The 19,276-nt window shown below is 72.3% G+C and carries 16 protein-coding genes, 1 tRNA gene and 2 pseudogenes; 15 read left to right on the top strand and 4 right to left on the bottom strand.

The features are described 5' to 3' along the window. Nucleotides 1-54 precede the first annotated feature (54 nt). Nucleotides 55-2,058, bottom strand: a complete 2,004-nt coding sequence (locus tag AC5L34_RS16060) for an endo-1,4-beta-xylanase (protein WP_494825686.1) — start codon at nt 2,056-2,058, stop codon at nt 55-57. A 375-nt stretch (nt 2,059-2,433) separates the two neighbouring features. On the opposite strand from AC5L34_RS16060, the gene AC5L34_RS16065 reads away from it, so the two are divergent. The 8 genes from AC5L34_RS16065 to AC5L34_RS16100 all read left to right on the top strand — a co-directional run bounded on the left by AC5L34_RS16065 (nt 2,434) and on the right by AC5L34_RS16100 (nt 8,570). Further along, a complete protein-coding gene (locus tag AC5L34_RS16065) occupies nt 2,434-3,120 on the top strand; it encodes a hypothetical protein (RefSeq protein ID WP_494825688.1) in 687 nt (228 codons plus the stop codon). Between the two features lie 6 nt (nt 3,121-3,126). Continuing rightward, a complete protein-coding gene (locus AC5L34_RS16070) occupies nt 3,127-3,717 on the top strand; it encodes a MauE/DoxX family redox-associated membrane protein (RefSeq protein ID WP_494825690.1) in 591 nt (196 codons plus the stop codon). Further along, nucleotides 3,714-4,262 (top strand): hypothetical protein, encoded by a 549-nt coding sequence (locus AC5L34_RS16075; protein WP_441175865.1) that lies wholly within the window; start codon nt 3,714-3,716, stop codon nt 4,260-4,262. Before AC5L34_RS16070 ends, AC5L34_RS16075 begins: the two co-directional genes overlap by 4 nt. After that, nucleotides 4,259-5,194, top strand: coding sequence for a peptidoglycan-binding domain-containing protein (locus tag AC5L34_RS16080; RefSeq protein WP_441175864.1), 936 nt, complete (start codon nt 4,259-4,261; stop codon nt 5,192-5,194). Before AC5L34_RS16075 ends, AC5L34_RS16080 begins: the two co-directional genes overlap by 4 nt. Next, entirely contained in the window at nt 5,191-5,364 is a 174-nt protein-coding gene (locus AC5L34_RS16085; RefSeq protein ID WP_441175863.1) for a hypothetical protein, read from the top strand. Before AC5L34_RS16080 ends, AC5L34_RS16085 begins: the two co-directional genes overlap by 4 nt. Nucleotides 5,365-5,427: 63 nt before the next feature. Continuing rightward, nucleotides 5,428-5,949 (top strand): hypothetical protein, encoded by a 522-nt coding sequence (locus AC5L34_RS16090; RefSeq protein ID WP_441175862.1) that lies wholly within the window; start codon nt 5,428-5,430, stop codon nt 5,947-5,949. A gap of 132 nt (nt 5,950-6,081) precedes the next feature. Next, nucleotides 6,082-6,972, top strand: a complete 891-nt coding sequence (locus AC5L34_RS16095) for an ABC transporter ATP-binding protein (protein WP_494825692.1) — start codon at nt 6,082-6,084, stop codon at nt 6,970-6,972. Further along, nucleotides 6,969-8,570, top strand: coding sequence for an efflux permease Rv1217c-related protein (locus tag AC5L34_RS16100; RefSeq protein ID WP_494825694.1), 1,602 nt, complete (start codon nt 6,969-6,971; stop codon nt 8,568-8,570). Before AC5L34_RS16095 ends, AC5L34_RS16100 begins: the two co-directional genes overlap by 4 nt. Before the next feature lie 103 nt (nt 8,571-8,673). Here the strand turns inward: AC5L34_RS16100 and AC5L34_RS16105 are convergent, their stop codons facing one another. Continuing rightward, nucleotides 8,674-9,966 (bottom strand): phospholipase D-like domain-containing protein, encoded by a 1,293-nt coding sequence (locus AC5L34_RS16105; RefSeq protein WP_494825696.1) that lies wholly within the window; start codon nt 9,964-9,966, stop codon nt 8,674-8,676. A gap of 532 nt (nt 9,967-10,498) precedes the next feature. On the opposite strand from AC5L34_RS16105, the gene AC5L34_RS16110 reads away from it, so the two are divergent. Further along, nucleotides 10,499-10,626, top strand: a tRNA-OTHER gene (locus tag AC5L34_RS16110). 55 nt (nt 10,627-10,681) lie between these two features. Next, complete coding sequence (locus AC5L34_RS16115; RefSeq protein WP_494825698.1) at nt 10,682-12,841, top strand: TerD family protein; 2,160 nt, start codon at nt 10,682-10,684, stop codon at nt 12,839-12,841. A 125-nt stretch (nt 12,842-12,966) separates the two neighbouring features. On the opposite strand, the gene AC5L34_RS16120 is transcribed toward AC5L34_RS16115, so the two are convergent. Next, nucleotides 12,967-13,683, bottom strand: a complete 717-nt coding sequence (locus tag AC5L34_RS16120; protein WP_441175857.1) for a hypothetical protein — start codon at nt 13,681-13,683, stop codon at nt 12,967-12,969. A 497-nt stretch (nt 13,684-14,180) separates the two neighbouring features. On the opposite strand from AC5L34_RS16120, the gene AC5L34_RS16125 reads away from it, so the two are divergent. After that, nucleotides 14,181-15,701 carry a non-reducing end alpha-L-arabinofuranosidase family hydrolase gene (locus AC5L34_RS16125; protein WP_441175856.1) on the top strand — a complete coding sequence of 507 codons (1,521 nt, stop codon included), beginning with the start codon at nt 14,181-14,183 and terminating at the stop codon, nt 15,699-15,701. Between the two features lie 330 nt (nt 15,702-16,031). Here the strand turns inward: AC5L34_RS16125 and AC5L34_RS16130 are convergent, their stop codons facing one another. Then, nucleotides 16,032-16,367 (bottom strand): carbohydrate-binding protein, encoded by a 336-nt coding sequence (locus tag AC5L34_RS16130; RefSeq protein ID WP_441176017.1) that lies wholly within the window; start codon nt 16,365-16,367, stop codon nt 16,032-16,034. Here AC5L34_RS16130 and AC5L34_RS16135 point away from each other — a divergent pair. From AC5L34_RS16135 to AC5L34_RS16150, 4 genes and pseudogenes are all read left to right on the top strand, one after another. Beyond that, nucleotides 16,327-16,542: pseudogene (locus AC5L34_RS16135) on the top strand (glycoside hydrolase); the annotation flags it as partial. The gene AC5L34_RS16130 and the pseudogene AC5L34_RS16135 overlap by 41 nt on opposite strands. Nucleotides 16,543-16,742: 200 nt before the next feature. Then, a complete protein-coding gene (locus tag AC5L34_RS16140; protein WP_494825700.1) occupies nt 16,743-17,735 on the top strand; it encodes a LacI family DNA-binding transcriptional regulator in 993 nt (330 codons plus the stop codon). A gap of 345 nt (nt 17,736-18,080) precedes the next feature. Then, a pseudogene (locus AC5L34_RS16145) lies at nt 18,081-18,209 on the top strand (S1 family peptidase); the annotation flags it as partial. 166 nt (nt 18,210-18,375) lie between these two features. After that, nucleotides 18,376-19,269 carry an SGNH/GDSL hydrolase family protein gene (locus AC5L34_RS16150; RefSeq protein WP_494825702.1) on the top strand — a complete coding sequence of 298 codons (894 nt, stop codon included), beginning with the start codon at nt 18,376-18,378 and terminating at the stop codon, nt 19,267-19,269. Nucleotides 19,270-19,276: the final 7 nt, after the last annotated feature.

The following is a 19,276-nucleotide window of genomic DNA, read 5'->3' on the forward strand; positions in this document are numbered from 1 at the left end:
GTCGCGCTCGGGCCGCGGCTGGTCACCGGCCTGTGGCGTACGCGGGCCGGCGAATCAGCCCGTCGTGCAGGTCAGCCCGTCGAGGGTGAAGCCGACCGGACGGTTGTTGCTCGTCTTCCAGCCGGCGAGGAAGCCGAACTCGACCGTCCCGCCGGCGGGCAGGGCGGAGTTCCAGGACGCGGGGGTGACCGTCACCTCCGGGCCGTCCTGCCGGACCGTGCCGTTCCAGAGCTGGCTGATCAGCTGGCCGTCCGGGAACCGCCAGCGCACGGTCCAGCCGTCGTGCGCGGACACCCCGGTGTTGGTGATCCTGAGGCTCGCCTGGAAGCCGCCCGGCCACTGGTTGGTGACGGTGTAGGTCGCCCGGCAGGTGTCCAGCCCCGTGGTCGGCGTGGCAGTCGGGGAGGCCGTGGGGGAGACCGTCGGGCTGACCGTGGGGGAGGCCGTCGGCGTCGGAGTCGGGTCGATCCGGGTCGGGTCGACGATCCCCCAGTACGCCGACTTCGCCTGGAGTTCCGTGTCGAACAGCAGCGGCGCGTCCTTGCGGGCCACCGGGAAGGTGTCCAGCCAGGTGTCGTCGTCCGCCAGCCCCCAGAGGGTCACCGAGGTCAGTTCGTCGGCGTAGCGGCGGTAGAGGGCGAACAGGTCCCGGTACCGGTACGCCTGGGTCAGCAGCCGGTCGGCCGGCGGGGTGGGGAAGGACTCGTTGTCGGCGACGTAGATGCTGACGTCCATCTCGGTGACCTGTTGCTCCACGCCGAGCGGGATGAACGCCTGGAGCATGGCCTCGGTCTCGGCGATGGACGGCCACTGGACGTTGACGTGCATCTGGTGCCCGACGCCGTCGACCGGCACCCCTTCGGCGCGCAGTCGACTCACCAGGTCGCGCAGCTTGTCGCGCTTGGCCGGCACGTTGGTGTTGTAGTCGTTGATGTAGAGCTTGGCCGTCGGCGCGACCTCCCGGGCCACCCGGAACGCGGTACGCAGGTAGTCCAGCCCGCTGATCTCGTACCAGCGGCTGCGCCGCAGCCCGTCGGACTGGTTCTCGTCGATCACCTCGTTGGCGACGTCCCAGACCCCGATGGCGTCGCCGTAGCGGCCGACGACCGCCCGGACGTGCGCCTCCAGCCGCGACAGCAGCAGGGCCTTGTCGGCCGGGTCCGAGGTCAGCGGGGTGCCGTCGGTGTCGGTGAAGACCCAGGCCGGGGTCTGCTGGTGCCAGACGAGGGTGTGTCCGCGTACCGCCAGGCCGTTGTCGGTGGCGAAACCGACCTGCGTGTCGGCGTCGGCCCACCGGAAGGCGCCCTCGGTCGGCTGGGTGGCGTCCCACTTGAGCGCGTTGCCGGGCGTCACCGTGTCGAAGTGCCGGCGTAGCAGGACCGCCTGGTCGCCGATGATCTGCCGGTTGCCGATCGCCGCCCCGATCGGGAAGTCGGCGGCGAGCACCTCCCGCAGGGCCGGGATGTCCGTCTGCACGGGCCTGGTCGGCTGGTACGCCATGGCGAAGTCGTCGACGTGCAGGTCGGCGGTGCCGTCGGCGGTCTCCACGTACGCCGACAGTCCGTCCACGTCGTGGGCGAGCACGTACGTGCCACTGAGCCGGACCCAGGCGTCGGCGGTGACCGCGGTGTCACCCACCACCTGGTCGTAGGCGGAGGTGCCGCCGGAGTCGCGTTGCACGCTGAGCCGCGCCTGGCCGGGCGACTCGCCTGCGGCGAGCCGGACCCACACCGTCAGCGTGTAGCGGGTCCCCTTGACCATCTCGTCGAGCAGGTCGATGGCGGGGCCCTGCCAACTCGCGGTGCGGCCGGAGGTGAGCAGGCTGCGGGTGCCGCCGTGGGCGACGGCGGTGCTGACCGCGACGGTCTCACCGGCCCGGGGCCGGAAGCCCTGGGTGGTGCCGTCCTCGAAGGTGGCGTCGAGGACCAGGACGGGGTCGGCGGCGCGGGCGGGCGGGGTGGTCAGCGGAACGGCGGCGGCCACGGCGACGGTGGCGAGGCAGGCCAGGGCCAGCAGCCCCGGCAGGAGGCGGCGACGGCGCGTCCAGGGAGCGCGCATGGGGGTGTCCTTCCGGTGCGGGTGGATGCGCGCGGACCGCTGGGCGAGGTTCTCGCGGATGCGGTCGCACGCCGGTGGACCGGCATGAGCCCGCATGCCGGTGGTCGGTGGTCCCGCTCCGCTCGCGACACCCGTGCCGGGCGCCGCTGTCGAGGACCGATGGTACGGATCACGGGCGCGGCGCTCCAGGGCCCGTGCCGACCGACGGGCAGGAGCGGCCGTCCGCGTGCCCGCTGCGCCACGGCGTCGGGCCGGCGCTGTCACCGTCCGACCACGTGATCGATCTTGTCAAATATTTACCAACCCGTATATCGTGCCGGTGCTAAGTTCCGGACCCGGACGAAGGGCGGTCGCATGGCAGCCAGAGGTGCGCCGGTGACGCATCGTGCGATCGATCAGAACCGGTTCACGCTGGACGGTTCACTCGATTTCGGCGCGCCGTTCACCTCCGTGGCCGACGTGACGATCGGTGGCCGGCTGCACGAGTTCACGGCCGGCGCGATCGGGCTCGCGGACGACGTGGCCCGCACCCTCGGCGTCGAGACGTTCGACGAGGAACTCACCTACCAGGGCGGAACGCTGCTGACCGCGCGCGTCCGGTCCTACGACCCCCAGATCCAGTTGGCCGAGGAGCGGCTCGTGGCGGTCTGGCGGGGGCGGCGACACTGCTTCTTCACCGAGATGTACGGCGCGGCGACCACCGACCTGCTCGGCGCGCTGCGGGCACTGCGCGTCGAGGAGCACGACGACGGGCTGGCCCTGCGCCCGACCTCGAAGACCGGCGTCAGGTTCGCCGAACCCGCCACCGTGCTCAAGGAGGTGCCCGGGCTCGGCCTGCTGGAGATCGCACCGCTGACCAAGCAGCGCGTCGGGCAACTGCCCTCCTGGCGTGGCCTGCGGACGCAGGCCGGTGAGCTCTTCCGCGACGTCCTGCCCGACGGGCAGCCCTACTTCGTACTGGCTGCGGCCGACGCCTGGCTCAGCCTGGTGCCGTTCGCCGACACGGACGTGGAGCAGGTGCCCGCCCTGGTCGACCGGCTCCGCGTCCGGACGGCCGGGTAGGCCGCGATGTCCGTACTGCTGGCCGGCGTGGCCGCGTACACCGTCCTGTTCACCCTGCTCGTCAGCACCGCCGAGCACCTGTCACGGCCGGCGGCGCTCGCCGGGGCCCTGGCCGCGCACCGGATCCTTCCCGCCCCGGCCGCGCTCGCCGCCGTCGCCATCGTCGGCGAGGCGGTGCTCGCCGGTGCCGGGATCGTGGCGCTGCTCCGTCCCGGCGGCGAGGGCCTGCTCGTCGGGGTCCTCGCCGGCAGCGCCGCGCTCCTCGCGCTGTACGCCGGCTACGGCCTGCTCGTGAGGTCGACGGGGCGCGCCGGGCCGTGCGGATGCTCCCGGGTGGAACTGCCGATGACCGGCTGGGTGGTGGCACGAGCGGCGGTGCTCGCCGGGCTCGCGCTGGTCGCGCTGTCGCTGTCCGACTCGATCGTTGCGCCGCACCGCGCCGACGCCGCACTCGCCGTCGTGCTGCTGGCCTCCGCCACGTTCACCGCGCTGCTGTGGCACCTGCCCGCCGCGATGTACGACCCGGCGACGACGCCGGCCGGGCGCCCCGCGACCGGCCGGTCCATCGGCACGACGGAGAAAGGCCTGCCCGGATGAGCTTCCAGACCAGCGCACTGATCCTGAGCTGGATCGCGATACTCCTGCTGGCGTTCACGGTCTCGGGCCTGGTACGCCAGGTGCACGCGCTGTCGAGTGGGGCGGTGCAGCGTCGTTCCGAGTCGGTCGGCCTGCGTCCCGGCACACCGGCCCCCGGAATCGCCCGGTTGGCGCCGGCGGCACCGACGGTTCCGCTGGTGCTGCTCTTCCTGGAGCCCGACTGCGGGACCTGCACCGAGGTGCTGGCCGAAGCGACCGACCACCACGAGCGCCCCGGCCTGGAGTTCCGGGTCCTCTACCGGGAGGACCCGCCGGCGCGGGCCGCACAGCTGCCGATCACCGTGCTCGGCGGGCAGGCGGAACTGTTCGAGCGGTACGACGCCATCGCCACCCCGTTCGCCACCGTCGTCGACCGGGCCGGCCGGGTGCTCCGCGCCGAGCCGATCGGCTCCCGCGCGGCACTGCACCGCCTGCTCGACGAGGTCGACAGCCCACCCGGCGGCTCCGCACCGGCGGGCGCCACGAATCAGGGAGGCCGGGCATGACCGGTATCGACACCGTCCCCTGGCTGCGCGGCGACGACCCGGGGACCGGGCCCGCCGTGCGGCGGGTGCCGCTGGAGCGGGGCGGCCGCAGGCGCGGGGGGTGGGAGCTGTCGCGACGCACCCTGCTCCGGGCAGGCACGGCGGTGGGCATGGCCGCGCTCAGCGTGTTCCCGGCAGCCCGCCGCGCGTACGCCGACGGCTACACGATCTACGCCGGATGCCCGACGTACGCCAGCGACCACAACTGCTCCCCGGGGTGCGGCCCGAGCACGATCTTCGCCGATTCCTGCAACACCAGCGGCACGTACACGGGGTTCCACAAGAACGACGGCGTCACCTGGATCCTGCGGCCGAACCAGTGCTACGGCGGCACCTACGACGGCTGGCTGTGGGCCTACAACGGGGCGTGCGGCGCCTGCGCGTGCTCGGTGGAACGCCGGTGCCACGACGGATACAAGAAGACCAGCGCGGGCTGGGTGAAGTCGATCTGCCGCTGGAACACCAAGTGCGGATGCCTGGGCGCGGCCAGTTGGCCCACCACCCGGCGGAGCAACACGGGGGTCAACGTCTACACCGTGCAGCACCTGCTGACCGTCCGCGGGCACCCGACCGACATCGACGGGATCTTCGGTGGCGACACCGAGGCGAAGGTGAAGAGCTTCCAGACGGCGGCCGGCCTCGGAGCCACCGGTGTCGTCGACGCGACCACCTGGCCGAAGCTCGTGACCACTGTCCGCTCCGGGAACAACGGCCACGCCGTCAGCGCCGCCCAGCGCCAGCTCAACAGGCGCGGCTACGCGCTGGTGGTCGACGGTTCCTTCGGGCCGGCGACGGACAGCGCGACGCGGGACTTCCAGCGGCAGAACGGGCTGACGATCGACGGGGTGATCGGGGGCAACTCCTGGCGGACGCTGACCGGCGCCGCCGTATGACCCGGACGCTGCCGGGAGGTGCCCGGGCGGTCCTGCGCCGGGGCGGCGACCCCCTCGTACCCCTTCTGCTGCTCGCCGTCGGCGCGCTCGCCGCCGCCGCGTACGGGCACGTCCTCACCTGGGCGATGATCGGGGGGCTCGCGGGTTACACGCTCTCCGGCTCCGTTTGAACGCACAACAGCGCGCACGCGCTGGCCTCGCCCGGGTGGCGGGATCGAGATCGGCAGGGCGTCGTGCTCACCCTGTTCGTCGTGGGGTTGATCGCCGGTGGCCTGCTCAGCGGATCGGTGCTGTGGTTGCTCTCCGGCCTGTCCGCGCCCCTGCCCGTCCCGTGGCGGTACGCGGGCATCGTGGCGGTGGCGGTGCTGGGGCTGCTCCGCGAGGTCGGCCTGGTGCCGATCCGGCTGCCGCAGAACGCCCGGCAGGTGCCGCAGGACGTGCTCCAGCGCAGCCTGCGGCGCGGGGCCCTGCAGTTCGGCTTCGAGATGGGCACCGGGGTCCGCACGTACGTCTCGGCGAGCGCCCCGTACGTGCTGGCGGTCGCTGTGCTCCTCGGCGGTCAGCGCCTGCACGTCGCGTTGCTCGCCGGGATCGGGTTCGGCGTCGGACGGGCGTCGACCCCGCTGGCCCGCCGCGCCGCCGGCACGGGCGACAGGTGGGACGCCGACCTGCGGCTACGGATCCGGACGATCACCGTCACGGCGGGCGCCGTGCTCATGGCGGCCGTCAGCCTGCTGGCCGTGCGGCAGTTCTGAACGCGGCGCGAGCCGCTCCTGTCCCGGCAGCCGCGGCTTCCCCTCGATGACGGCCGGGAGTACGGTGACGGCAGGTGCGCCGGGAAGTCTGGTCGGCAGTTCGAGTCCTGCTGCTGGCCTATGGAGGCTCCGATGGGCATTGCCGCCCTGCGCACCGAAAACCTGTCCAAGCGGTACGGCCGGCTGCTCGCGGTCGACGACGTCACCCTCGACGTCGCGCCGGGAGAGGTGTTCGGCTTCCTCGGCCCGAACGGCGCCGGAAAGTCGACCACGATCCGGCTGCTGCTCGGCCTGGCCCGGCCGACCTCGGGCCGGGCGTGGATCTTCGACACGGACGCTGCCGACGTCGCCGCCGCGCATCGCCGGCTCGCCTACGTGCCGGCGGACGTGGCGCTGTGGCCGCGGCTGACCGGCGCCGAGGTCCTGGACCTGCTCGGGCGCATCGGCCCCGGCGTCGATACCACCTACCGGGACGAGCTCGTCGAGCGGTTCGCGTTGGACGTGTCCAAGCCGGCCGGCACCTACTCGACGGGTAACCGGCAGAAGGTGGCCCTGGTCGCGGCGTTCGCCACCCGGGCGCCGCTGCTGGTGCTCGACGAGCCGACGAGCGGCCTGGACCCGCTGATGGAACTCGAGTTCCGGCGGGCCGTCGGGACCGCCCGCGACAACGGGCAGACGGTGTTCCTCAGCTCCCACCAGCTCGTCGAGGTCGAGTCCGTCTGCGATCGCGTCGGCATCCTGCGCGCCGGCAAGCTGATCGAGGTGGCATCCGTCGCGGGGCTGCGCCGGCTGCACCGCACCGAGGTGGCCGCCACGTTCACCGGCACGCCACCGGACCTCACCGGCGTCCCGGGCGTCGACGCCCTGCGCGCCGACGGCGTGTCGGCCCTGCGGTTCACCCTGAACGGCCCGCCCGCGGCGGCGCTGCGCGCCCTGGCGGACGCCGGCGTGGCGACGATCGCGGTGCGCGAGCCCAGCCTCGAGGAGATCTTCCTCGCCTACTACGGCCGGGACGTCCGATGAGCGCCCCCACGCTGGCAGCGGTGCGTCCCCGGCGGGTGCTGAACGCTCTCGCGGCGCGACAGGTGCGCCGCGGCGCCGCGGTCGTCGTCGCGGTCTGCGCCGGCATGTCCGCGCTGATCGTGGCCACCTACCGTACGCAGCCGCTGGATCCGGCCGCGTTGGCGGCGCTGACGCGCAACCCGGCGATCCGGACCCTGTTCGGCGAGCCGGTCGCGCTCGACGACGCGGGCGGGTTCACGGTGTGGCGGACCGGAACGGTCCTGGCCGTGCTGCTCGGTGTGTGGTCGATGCTGGCCGCCACCCGGATCACCCGTGGCGAGGAGGATGCCGGTCGGTGGAGTCTGCTGCTGTCCGGTCGTACCACTCTTCCCGAAGCGGTCCGCTGGCACCTCGGCATCCTCGCGGTCGTACCGGCTGTGGCCGGCGGGGCGACCGCGGCGGCGATGATCGCCGCAGGAGCGGGCGTCACCGGTTCGGTGCTGCACGGCACCGCCCTGGCCGTCGTCGGGTTCTTCTTCGTCGTCGTGGGTGGACTCGCCGCGCAGCTGTTCGCCGGCCGGTCGGCGGCCAACGGCGCCGCGGCCGCCGTTCTGGTCGTCGGGCTGCTGATGCGGATGGTGGGCGATGGCGTAGCCGCCCTGGCCTGGCTTCGGTGGCTGTCACCGTTCGGACTCATGGCGCTGGCCCGCCCGTTCGACACCGACCGAGGGCTGCCGGTGCTGGTGCTGGGGTTCGCCGCAGTGCTGCTGACGGCCGGCACGGTCCGGCTCGCGGCGCGCCGCGACGTCGGCGGGGCGATCGTCGGTCCGGCCGGCGGCCGGTCGGCACACAGGGCGCTGCTCGGTTCCGTGCCGGCCTTCGCGGTGCGGCGCACCCTGCGGCCGTTGGCCGGGTGGTCGGCCGGCATCGGCGCGTACTTCCTGCTCATCGGGGTGATTGCCCGGTCGATGACCGACTTCCTGACGGCCAGTCCGGAGTTCGCGACGAGGGCGGCCGCGGCCGGCTTCGGGGAACTCGGCACCGTGCGGGGCTACGCGGCGACCATGTACGCCCTGCTCGCGGTGCCCGTCGGGGTGTTCGTCGCGGTCCGGCTCGCGGCCGTCGCGGCGGACGAGAGTGCCCGGCGGCTCACGTTGGTGTTGGCCGCGCCGGTGACCCGGCTGCGGCTGCTGGCCGCCGAGACGGCCGCCGCGATCGGCGGCGCGTTTGTCCTGGTCACGGTGGCGGGTCTCGCCATGTGGGTCGGTACGGCCACGGTCGACGCGGGACTGGGCGTGGGCGACGCCCTCGCCGGTGCCTGGAACGTCCTGGCCGTCGTGGCGCTCTGCCTCGGCGCCGCGGTCCTGGCGCTGGGCTGGATGCCCCGCGCCGTCGCGGCGATCGGAGCCCTGCCGGCTGCCGGTGGTTTCCTGTGGCACGTCGTCGCGGACAGCGTCGGCGCACCCGCCTGGCTCGCCGCGTCGACTCCCTTCGCGCACCTGGTCGCCGTGCCAGCCACGACACCGGACTGGGCCGCAGCCCTGGTCATGGCCGGCCTGGCAGCGGCCGGGCTCGTCGCGGGCGCGATCGGATACCGCCGCCGCGACCTGCACGCCTGAGCGCCTGCGACACGGTCTCGGCCCTGCGCCGACGGTTGCGGTGACGCGCGGGGCGGCCGGAGTCGGGCATCCGGCCGCCGGTGGGCAGCCGGCCAGGTCGTGCTCAGCGGACGGCGCCGCCGCGGGCCCGGCAGGTGTCCCGCACGTGCCAGAAGTCGCGCAGGTACTCGTCGTGCATGCCGCGCCCCATGATCCGCAGCAGGGTCTCGTCGGCCTGTCGCAGGGCCGAGACGGCGTAGTTGTGGCTGCCGGTGAAGACCCGCGGCACGATGTCGTCGTCGTACGCGCCGTCGATCAGCATGTACTTGTTGTGGGTCCGGATGTCGCGCCCCGGGCCGACGTTGAAGTTGCACCTGGTGAGCTGGATGTTGCCGCCGAGCGCGTTGAGCACGGCGGTGTTCGCCTCGGTGTAGACGACGTCGACCCAGCAGCCGGCGTTGCGCAGGGCGGTGAGTCGCTTGGCCACCTCGGGCCGGTTGAACGAGTACATGTTGACCCGGATGTCGGTCTGCCGGCGGGTGCCCGCGTCGTCGTAGCTGCACGAGGTCACGGCGTTCAGGATGCTGACCACGGTGTCGGTGGCGGGGTCGGAGAGCGGCTGACCGGAGCGTTCGCGGCGGGGGAAGAAGTGCGCCTTGTAGGTGCTGCCGGTCGGCGTCACCCAGTAGTAGTCGTTGTCGCCGGTCGAGCTGTACCGGTGGGAGCGCAGGTCCGCGAAGTACGTCCGGTAGGCGTTGTAGGTGGTGGCGTCGCTGAACGTCACCCCGTTGTTGTACGCCTCGTTCGCGTCCCACCACGTCAGGTTCGCCGAGCCCTGAAAGACCACGTTGGACACGCTCGCCCCGGTGCCGAGCACGATCCGCGAGGCGGTCAGGAACTTGTTGTGGTTGTACGCGGTGACCGTCGAGTCGGTGTACTGGATCGCCCGGGTGCCGATGCAGCCGCGGTCCTGGCTCGGAAAGCGGTCCGCGCAGTGCACGATGTACGAGCCGGCGGTGTCGGTCGAGCCGAGGACCGGTTGCAGCCGTTGGAACGGGCGCCCGGTCGCCGAGGACTGGTCCACGATGATCTTCACCCGGACGCCCCGCTGGTACGCGGAGACGAGGCGGCCGGGGATGTCCGGCGTGGTGGCGGAGTCCGTCACGTCCGAGAACGAGAAGTGGAACCACGACATCTGGATCTCCTCGCCCGCTGGAACCCGGTCGATGATCCCGGCCAACTGCATGAAGATCGTGTTCTGCTCGGCGACCGAGCCGAGCGGCCGGCTGAACACCGGCTTGTCCAGCACCGGGTCGGGCCCGGCGGCGCTGGCCGGCGCGGGGCGGAGGGCGGGGACGCCGCTGGCGGCGAGGACGGCCACGAGGACCAGCGCCGAACGGGTCGCGAGTCGCGTCATGAATCGATTGGCATCCATCAATGGAGGATCCCATCGGCGCCGGTCGGCGGGCTACCCCCCGCCGTAGCGGCCGGAAAGGGCGCGGACCGCCCTTCCCTGCTGCTCCCGCGAGCGTCCACGCGCCCACCGCCGTCCACGACGCCCAGCCAAGGTGTATCAGGACCTCCTGGACCCTGAAGCAGCCGGGCGACGTCCATGGCGTCCTGATCACCATGCGGGACTCCCGCGTTGGCGCTGTCGGTGCGCGGCGGCGGAGGAGGTGGACAGGCCGGTGGGCGGCCCGCGCCGTGCATCTCCCGTGGCAGCGCGGAGGCCCGACGAAAGCCGATGTCCTAGGACGCTTAAGGGGGTGTGCCGGCTGTCGCCGGCCTCACCCGACGACGCCTGCCACGCCCGCGCCATCCGGCGGTGGCGCACGGCGGTAGCGGCGCAGGTCGCCGGTGGGTGGGGGTGCCATGCGGACCCCACCGCAGCGCATTCGCCGGCAAATGCGATGGCCATGCCGAAACGGCGGGTGCGATGATCGACACCTGGGTCGCTAGCTCAACTGGCAGAGCATTCGACTGAGTAGCGCGTCCGCTCTCCGCCTGTGCGGGCATGGAGGCGCTTCCTTCTCCTTGTTGGATCGAAGGGTTCGGGGTTCGAGTCCCCGGCGACCCACTGTGCCGCGGCTGCGGGTTGGCAACCGCCGGAGTCGAGCGGAACGGGGGACCACGTGCTCGAGAAGCTGATCATCCAGAAGACACTGCGGGTACCGGCCAGCACCGGCGCGGCCGGCGACGGCGGGCCGGTGGCCCGGCAACTGGACGCGGCGCTGCTCGACGTCGGGTTCTCGGCGTCAAGGGCGCTGCTGGAGCACATCGGCGCCTTGGCGCCCGCGCCGGCGATGGACCTCGCCGCCACGGTCGTCGGGGCGGTGCGCGAGCTGGTGGGCGACCACGTCCAGCACAACGCCTATTTCATCGGCTTCCCCGACGACGTGCCGGACACCATCGAGTTCTGGACGGACCGCCTGCGGGCGGCCGTACTCACCGGCGGAGGCACGGCGAGCGACGCCCAGCTGCGCGACGCCGTGGCCTCGGGCGGCGTGAACCTGCTCGACCTGCCGGCCTACGGGACCTACCAGCACACCTGGGCCGAGCTCCTTGCCGCACACGACGATCTGATCAGCGCAGCCGGTGACCGGGTGACGGTGCTGCGTCTCGGCGACGCCGTCGACGTGGAGACAGAGCGGCTCTATCTTGCCCTCGCCGGCAGCGCGACGCCGCACGGCGAAGCGGACCTCGCGATCCTCAGCGAGCTGGCGGTCGCCTGCGTGGACGGCACGCAGCCGGCCGAGATCCCGGTACGCGAGAACCGGGCCGTGCTCAACGGGATCCGGCTCGTCCTCGGGCGGCCGCTGGTCGGCATCGACACGACGACCGACGTGCTGCGCCTCGCCTGCCAGGTCTCCGGCGGCGACGCCTCGCTCGTGGCACCCACGCGCTTCCGTGCGTTCCGGCGCCCGGAGCGGCGGATGCTGCTGGCCGCGCTGGACGAGGTCGTCGGCGCGAGCCCGGCGAAGCTCGCCGACGTCGTGCGCCACGCGGAGCGGTGGAAGCGGCTGGGGGAGCGGCTGCACCCGCACGAGTACGGCCAGTGGCCGCACGCGCAGGCGGTGTTCGCGGTCGCGCGCGGCGAGCGGCCGGTCCGCACCATCGCCGGCCGCGCGGAGGCCGCGATCCGCGCCGGAGCCGTCGGTCGGGCCGCATCGGTGCTGTCGGCCGCGCCGGGCCTGCTCCTGCGCTCCGCCGACCGGCTGTTGCGGCTGGCGCCGCCGGCGCAGCGAACCGCTGTGGTCGAATCGGTCACCGGTGCGCTCGCCTCGGCGTCGGGCCGGGTCCTCCTCTCCTTGCGCGAGCATGTCGACAACCGGCTGACGCCCGCGTCCGCCCGGATGTACGCGAGCCGCTCGCGCAACGCGTGGGTCGGGCCCGACGAGCGGCCACCGCTGCCGGCCGGGCTGGTGGCCGAGCTGTCGTCGTTGCTGGACGCCGAGATCAGCGCCCGGCTGCCGGAGCTGGAACGACCGCTGGTGGTGGATCCGGAGGTGCTCGACGTCGCACTGCCGCTGTCCGGCAAGGCCGCCGAAGGCGGTTTCGCGGTGCTGCCGAGGGGCTCGCGCGCGGCGGTCTCCGGCGAGCTGCTCCGCTTCTTCACGTACTGGCGTCAGAGCAGTCGTCGCACCGACTACGACCTGTCGGTGCTGCTGCTCGACGACGGGTTCCACAGCGCGGGCCAGGTGTCGTGGACCAACTACCACCACGACGGCGTGGTGCACTCCGGCGACATCACCGAGGCGGGGAACGGTGCGACCGAGTTCATCGACGTGCCCCTGACGGTCGGTGGGCGCTACGTGGTGCCGCAGGTCAACATCTACGCGGGCGAGTCGTTCGACGAGGTCGCCGAGTCGATGTTCGGGTACCAGACCCGTTCGCGCGACCAGCTCGGCGCCCCGTTCGACGCGCGCACCGTGCGGGCGCGTTCGCACCTGCGGGGCCAGGGCCGGGTCGCGCTGCCGATGGTGTTCGTCAGGGGCGAGGAGGGCTGGCAGGCCGTGTGGCTGCACCTGTACCTGCGCGGCCGGCCCTCGTTCAACCGGGTGGAGGGGAACACGTTCACCACCGCCGACCGGGTGCGAGCTCTGCTGGAGCGGCGATACCTCACGGTGTCGTACCTGGTCGACCGCTGGCGGGCTGGGGCGGAGGTGACGATGTGGGACGGCCAACTGCCGGAGGAGCCGGTCACCTTCGTCGGCATCGAGGCCCCCGAGGGGCTGCCGGACGGGTCGGAGGCCTATACGCTTGATCGGCTCAGTGAGTTGATCCCTGAGTAAGCGGCGAGAGCCGAGGCCATGCGGGCGCTTCCTGCTATCCCGTTCGATTCGGTACCTCCGCCACGCGGGGGATTGGTATTCAGCACCCGCGCTCTCCTCGGCCCTCGCCCGCTCAGGCGGTGTCCTCAGGCCAGCAGGCCCTCACGCATCCGCGCGCCCAGGTTGATCGCACCCACCGCCCGGGGGCTGGTCGGGTCGTACACGTCGTAGGTGTTGTTGCGGCGCATCAGCTCCCGGACGGCAGGCGGCAGCCGGGGCGGGTCGTCCATGGCCGCGAGGACCTGCGCGGTGCTCGAGATCAGGCGATCGGCCAGGGTGGCGGCGTCGGTGTCCAGCCGCACCCGGCCGTACTCCCAGCCGGCCGTGGTCAGGTCGAGCACCTCGAACATGCGGGTCACCAGCGGGTCCGGGTCGGTCACCCGGTCGAGCCGGGACGCCTGGCTGCCGAGCACCGTGACGGCGGCGGCCACCTGCGCGTACGGATGAAAGCCGCACGGCAGCGCGGACAGCGGCCATCGCAGGGCCTGGCCGGCTTCCTTCCACAGCGGCCGATAGTTGCGGCGGTTCACCAGGAGCCGCCGGCCGGTGCGTCGGTGCACCTCGTGGGCCTGGCCCTGCAGGTCCGCGTGGGCCTCGTCGGCGACCTGGCTCACGATCCGGGCCGCCACCACCAGGCCGTCGTCGTCGCCCAGTATCGCGGTGACCGCCTGGGCCTGCTCGCGGAACGGGATTCGCGCGTGGGCGCCGTAGCGGTGCTGGACGTCCCGCAGCAGCGCCTGCTGCCGACCCTCATCGAGTTGGATCCGCCCGCCACCGCCCAGTAACCCCCGGAGCCACCGCATTTCGCCTCGTTTCAGCAGAGCCGTCCCGGACCGCGGCAATGCTAGTGCGTCAGACCTTTCCCGTACGGATCGGGTGGCTTGATCGCCACGGCGCCCGTGATCCCCGCCCCGGGCGCCCGTCGTGGCCCTTCGCGCGGCGGGCCAGGAGCACCCGTGGCTCTTCGCGCGGCGACCATGAGCACCGTGGCCCTCCGCGCGGCGGGCCAGCGGCAGACGTGCGGGGACGCCGCCGTCGCAGCCGTGTTCGCGTGCCGTGGCCCGTCGCCGGCTGGCGGCCTGGCGACGTTACGGCTTGACGAACGGCATGTTATCGCTGACAGTCGATGACTAGGGACGGCGGCGGTGTGGTTCACCGGGCGGCCACGCTCGCCGCCTCGGGCCAGGCTTCACCAGGGCGTGCACGAAAAGTGTTAACGCTAACTAGCGCGCGCCCGGCGCGCCGCCACGCGTCGCGGTGCGCCCGTCCGTACGCCATTTCCCTGTGTTTGAGGAGGATCATGTCTGCCTTTCGTCAGGCTCCATCGATCGCGCCGCCGTCGCGGCGGCGCGGGCTGCTGCTGCGGTTCGTCGCCGCCGGCGTGGCCCTGTTGGTCGGCGGTGCCGCCGCGGCGGTGGTGTCGTCGACGCCCGCCGCCGCGGCGACGGTCGACACGAGCGCGTGGTACGTGTTGATCAACCGAAACAGTGGCAAGGCCCTGGACGTCTACAACCTGGCCACGAATGACGGCGCGCGCATCGTGCAGTGGGCGCGCAACGACGGCAACCAGCAGCAGTGGCAGTTCGTGGACTCCGGCGGTGGCTACTACCGGTTGCGGTCGCGGTTGTCCGGCAAGGTGCTGGACGTCTACAACTTCTCGACCGCCAACGGTGGCAGCATCGTGCAGTGGGCCGACAACAACTCGGTCAACCAGCAGTTCCGGTTGGCCGACTCTGCCGGTGGCTACGTCCGCCTGATCAACCGCAACAGCAACAAGGTGGTGGAGGTCCAGGGCGCCTCGACCGCCGACGGTGGCAGCGTCGTGCAGTACGACGACTGGAACGGCAACAACCAGCAGTGGCAACTCGTCCGCGTCGACGGTGGAGGAAACCCCACCACGCCGCCGCCTGGTACGTGTGCTCTGCCGTCGTCGTACCGGTGGTCGTCGTCGGGTGCGTTGGCGCAGCCGCGGGCGGGATGGGTGTCGCTGAAGGACTTCACCCACGCCCCCTACAACGGCCGCCACCTCGTCTACGCCACCACCCACGACACCGGCACCACGTGGGGTTCGATGAACTTCGGTGTCTTCACGAACTGGTCCGACATGGCCTCGGCCAGCCAGAACCCCATGCCCTTCGCCGCCGTCGCACCGTCACTGTTCTACTTCGCCCCCAGAAACATCTGGGTCCTGGCCTACCAGTGGGGCGGACCCGCCTTCTCCTACCGCACCTCCACCGACCCCACCAACGTCAACAGCTGGTCGTCGCCGCAGACGCTGTTCTCCGGCAGCATCTCCGACTCCGGCACCGGCCCCATCGACCAGGCGATCATCGGTGACAGCACGAACATGTACCTGTTCTTCGCCGGCGACAACGGCAGGATCTACCGGGCCAGCATGCCCATCGGCAACTTCCCCGGCAGCTTCGGCTCCACCTCGACGGTGATCATGAGCGACACGACGAACAACCTGTTCGAAGGCGTTCAGGTCTACAAACTCCAGGGCCAGAACCGGTACCTCATGCTCGTCGAGGCGATCGGCGCGCAGGGTCGCTACTTCCGCTCCTTCACCGCCACCAGCCTGGGCGGTACGTGGACACCGCAGGCCGCCACCGAGAGCAACCCCTTCGCCGGCAAGACCAACAGCGGCGCCACCTGGACCAACGACATCAGCCACGGCGAACTGATCCGCAGCAACGCCGACCAGACCATGACCATCGACCCCTGCAACCTCCAACTGCTCTACCAAGGCCGATCCCCCAACTCCGGCGGCGACTACGGCCTGCTGCCCTACCGACCGGGCGTGCTGACGCTGCAGCGCTGACGACGTGACACCGGTTCCGCTCGGCTGTTCCTGACGTCCGCGGGCGCCGGCGAGTGCCGGCGGTCAGCGTCAGGGTGCGGGGCCAGGATCGGAAAGTCGCCAGGGGCGGGCTCGGCGTGACGCCGAGCCCGCCCCGGGCCACGCAGAGGGTACGTGGCGCGTGAAACGATCGATCTCGTGCCGGACGCCCGGCGCGCGGGTTTCCTGCCGGCCAGCGGCATCCGCTTGACCCTGGCTTCGATGACACGACAGATGTCGACTGCTACCCGAGTTCGGATAGCGACATCGATCATCGCCGACAGGAGAGGGCCGCGCGGCGACGGTCGAGCGTCACCGCACAGCCCTCTCCCGAGGCCGACCCGGGCGCGGGACCACTGCACGCTGGCGGCGGAGGTCGCAGGTGCCGGAGGCCCCGCTGACCGCGCAGGTGGAGGTGGTCCACGTCTGCCAGCCGCCGGCACACGTGCCCGCGAGCGGGCCGGTGACGCTGTCGAGTCGTACCTCGATCCGACCGCCGGCCGCTCCGGAGGCCACCCGGGCGCGGAGGAACTCGCGTCGGCGCCGAATCGCCAGCGCCCCGGTCACCGTCGCCAGCACCCGGTCGCGGTACAGGCCCCGGCCGGAGGTCTCCGGCGGGCGGATCTGGGTGCTGGCCAACGCCGACATCCGACCCGGCTCGGGGCGGCAGGAGAGGTTCTCGTACAGCACCGACGGGGTCACCTTCGTCGCGCTGGGCAACGCGCTGACCCTCAACAACGCCTGGCAGTTCTTCATGGGATACCGGTTCGGCATCTTCAACTACGCCACCCAGTCCCTGGGCGGCGCGGTGACGGTGCGCCGGACCGGACGGCTCAGCCGCACTCTGGGCGACGGGACGGCTGGCGTAGACTGTCGACGTTCCAACCTCGGTCACCCGGCACACGTCGCCGTGGCGGATGGGAGGGCGGCTTCAGCACCACGAAGGCCGCTCCTGTCGACGTCGGCGTGCGCGATCGCCGACGGGCGGGCGGGGGAGGTGAGGTGGCCGTGCGGAGTCCCGCGATGACAGACGTTGCTCGCCTCGCCGGCGTCTCCCACCAGACGGTGTCCCGGGTGCTCAACGGGCACCCGAACGTGCGTGAGCAGACCCGGCTGCGGGTCCAGGCGGCCATCGCGGAGCTCGGCTACCGACCCAACCGGGCCGCGCGGGCGCTGGTGACCGGTCGGTCCCAGGTGATCGGTGTGGTCGCGCAGAACACCACCCTCTACGGTCCGGCGTCGTTGCTGGCCGCGTTGGAGCAGGCGGCCGCCGAGGCGGGGTTCGCGGTCAGCGTCGGCAGCGTGAGCGACCTGGACCACCGGTCCATCTCCGCGGCGGTGGAGCGGCACCTCGCGCACCGGGTCGCCGGCATCGTCGTGATCGCGCCGGTCGAGTCGGCCGGGGAGGCCCTCGAACGACTTCCTCAGGACGTGCCCCTGGTCACCGTCGACGGTGACCCGCGCCGACCGATCCCGCTGGTGACGGTCGACCAGGTCGCCGGCGCCCGGGCGGCCACGCAGCACCTCCTAGACGCGGGGCACCGGACGGTCTGGCACGTCTCCGGCCCGTCGGACTGGTTCGACAGCGCGGGGCGGATCGAAGGATGGCGGGAGGCCCTGCGACTGGCCGGCGCCGAGGTGCCGCCGCTGGTCCCGGCGGACTGGTCCGCGGCGGCCGGCTACCGGTGCGGTCAGATGCTCGCCCGGATGCCGGAGGTCACGGCGGTCTTCACCGCCAACGACCACCTGGCGCTCGGTGTGCTGCGGGCGTTGCACGAGCACGGCCGACGGGTGCCCGACGACATCAGCGTGGTCGGCTTCGACGACGTGCCCGAGGCGGCCTACTTCATCCCGCCGCTGACCACCGTGCGGCCCGACTTCGCCGCCGTCGCCCGGGCGAGCCTGGACATGTTGCTCGCCCAGATCGGGTCCCCGGACCTCGCCGGCCCGCTGCGGCAGACGGTCGCACCGAGCCTGGTCGCCCGCGCCAGCGTCGCGGCCCCGCCGCGCCGCTAGCCACCCCACCGCGCGTGGGCGCGGTGCGACGGGCTTGTGGCGTACGCCTTCGCGGCCAGCGGGCACGCCAACCACAGGTCGCGGCAGGCCGCGTCCCGACCGCCGGAGCGCCCTTCCGCGGCGTCGATTTTTCGGCGCGTGGCCTTGTCCCGGCATGCGGTCGTGGTGGGCGAGCGGGGTCGTCCGGTGGGTCGCGGGCCGGGTCGACTGACCTGCTGATTCTCGGCCGAATACTCCCTAATCGCCGCAGGCGCCACTGGTCGGGCTGTCCGGACCCAAGGTATGAGAAGTGGCTGAGTCCGACCAACCATCACTCTTGCAACCAATATGAGATCTATGAATACCGCGCTCTTCAGCGGAAGTACCGCCCTGGGCCTGACCTCCGGTGGCAGCGGCAACTGTTCCTCCGGCGGAACCACCTACTTCCAGCCGGTCACCGAGGCGCTGAGCGTCTACGGGGTGGAGATCGTCTGAGGGACGGCACACCAGCGGGGCCGCCGGGACACCGGCGGCCCCGCTGGTGTGCCCGCGCCCGAGCCGCCGACCCGGCCGGGGACGCCGGTAAAGGTCATCGATATTGACGTTCGGCGACGGCACGGACAGAATCACGGCACCCACCATGATCCCTCTGGGAGATGCCATGACCCGTCCCCGCCTGCCGTTGCTCCGGGCGGCCAGCCGGCTCGCCGCGTTCGCCGCGGCCACCGCCGGTGTGCTGCTCGCCTTCGCCGTACCGGCCACCGCCGCCGCACCCACCGGGCGCTACGTCGCGCTCGGTGACTCGTACACCTCCGCCCCGCTGGTCCCCACCCAGGTGGACCTGAACTGCCTGCGCTCCAACCGCAACTACCCGTCGCTGGTCGCCGCCTCCGCCGGTTCGTCGTCGTTCGCCGACGTGAGCTGCTCCGGCGCCACCACCGAGGACATCCTCGTCGGCGGCAGCGGCGCACTGGGCATCTCGCTGCCGCCGCAGCTCAGCGCCGTCACCTCGAACACGAGCCTGGTCACCGTGCAGATCGGCGGCAACGACATCGGCTTCTCCGGCATCATCAGCGACTGCGCGGAGGCGAGCCTCAAGAGCCCGCTCGGATCCCCGTGCAAGAACCGGTACACCGCCGGTGGCGTGGACCAGTTGCAGGCCAGGATCGCCGCCACCGCGCCGAAGGTGACCGCCGTGCTGCAGGCGGTCCGCCGGGCCGCCCCGGGCGCGCGGGTCGTGGTGCTCGGGTACCCGGCGATCCTGCCCGACAGCGGCTACGGCTGCTGGCCGGTGGTGCCGATCGCCTACCAGGACGTGCCGTACCTGCGCAGCGTCCAGAAGTCGCTGAACACGATGCTCGCCGCCACCGCGGCCGCGAACGACGCCAGCTACGCCGACGTCTACGCCCCGTCGGTCGGCCACGACACGTGCAAGAGCAGCGGCACCCGGTGGGTCGAGGGGCTGATCCCGCAGAACGCCGCCGCCCCGTTCCACCCCAACGCCAGGGGCGAGCAGGGCATGGCCAACGCGCTGCTGGCCAAGCTGAACAGCTGACCGACCC

This window comes from Micromonospora sp. ZG13, from assembly GCF_059359355.1.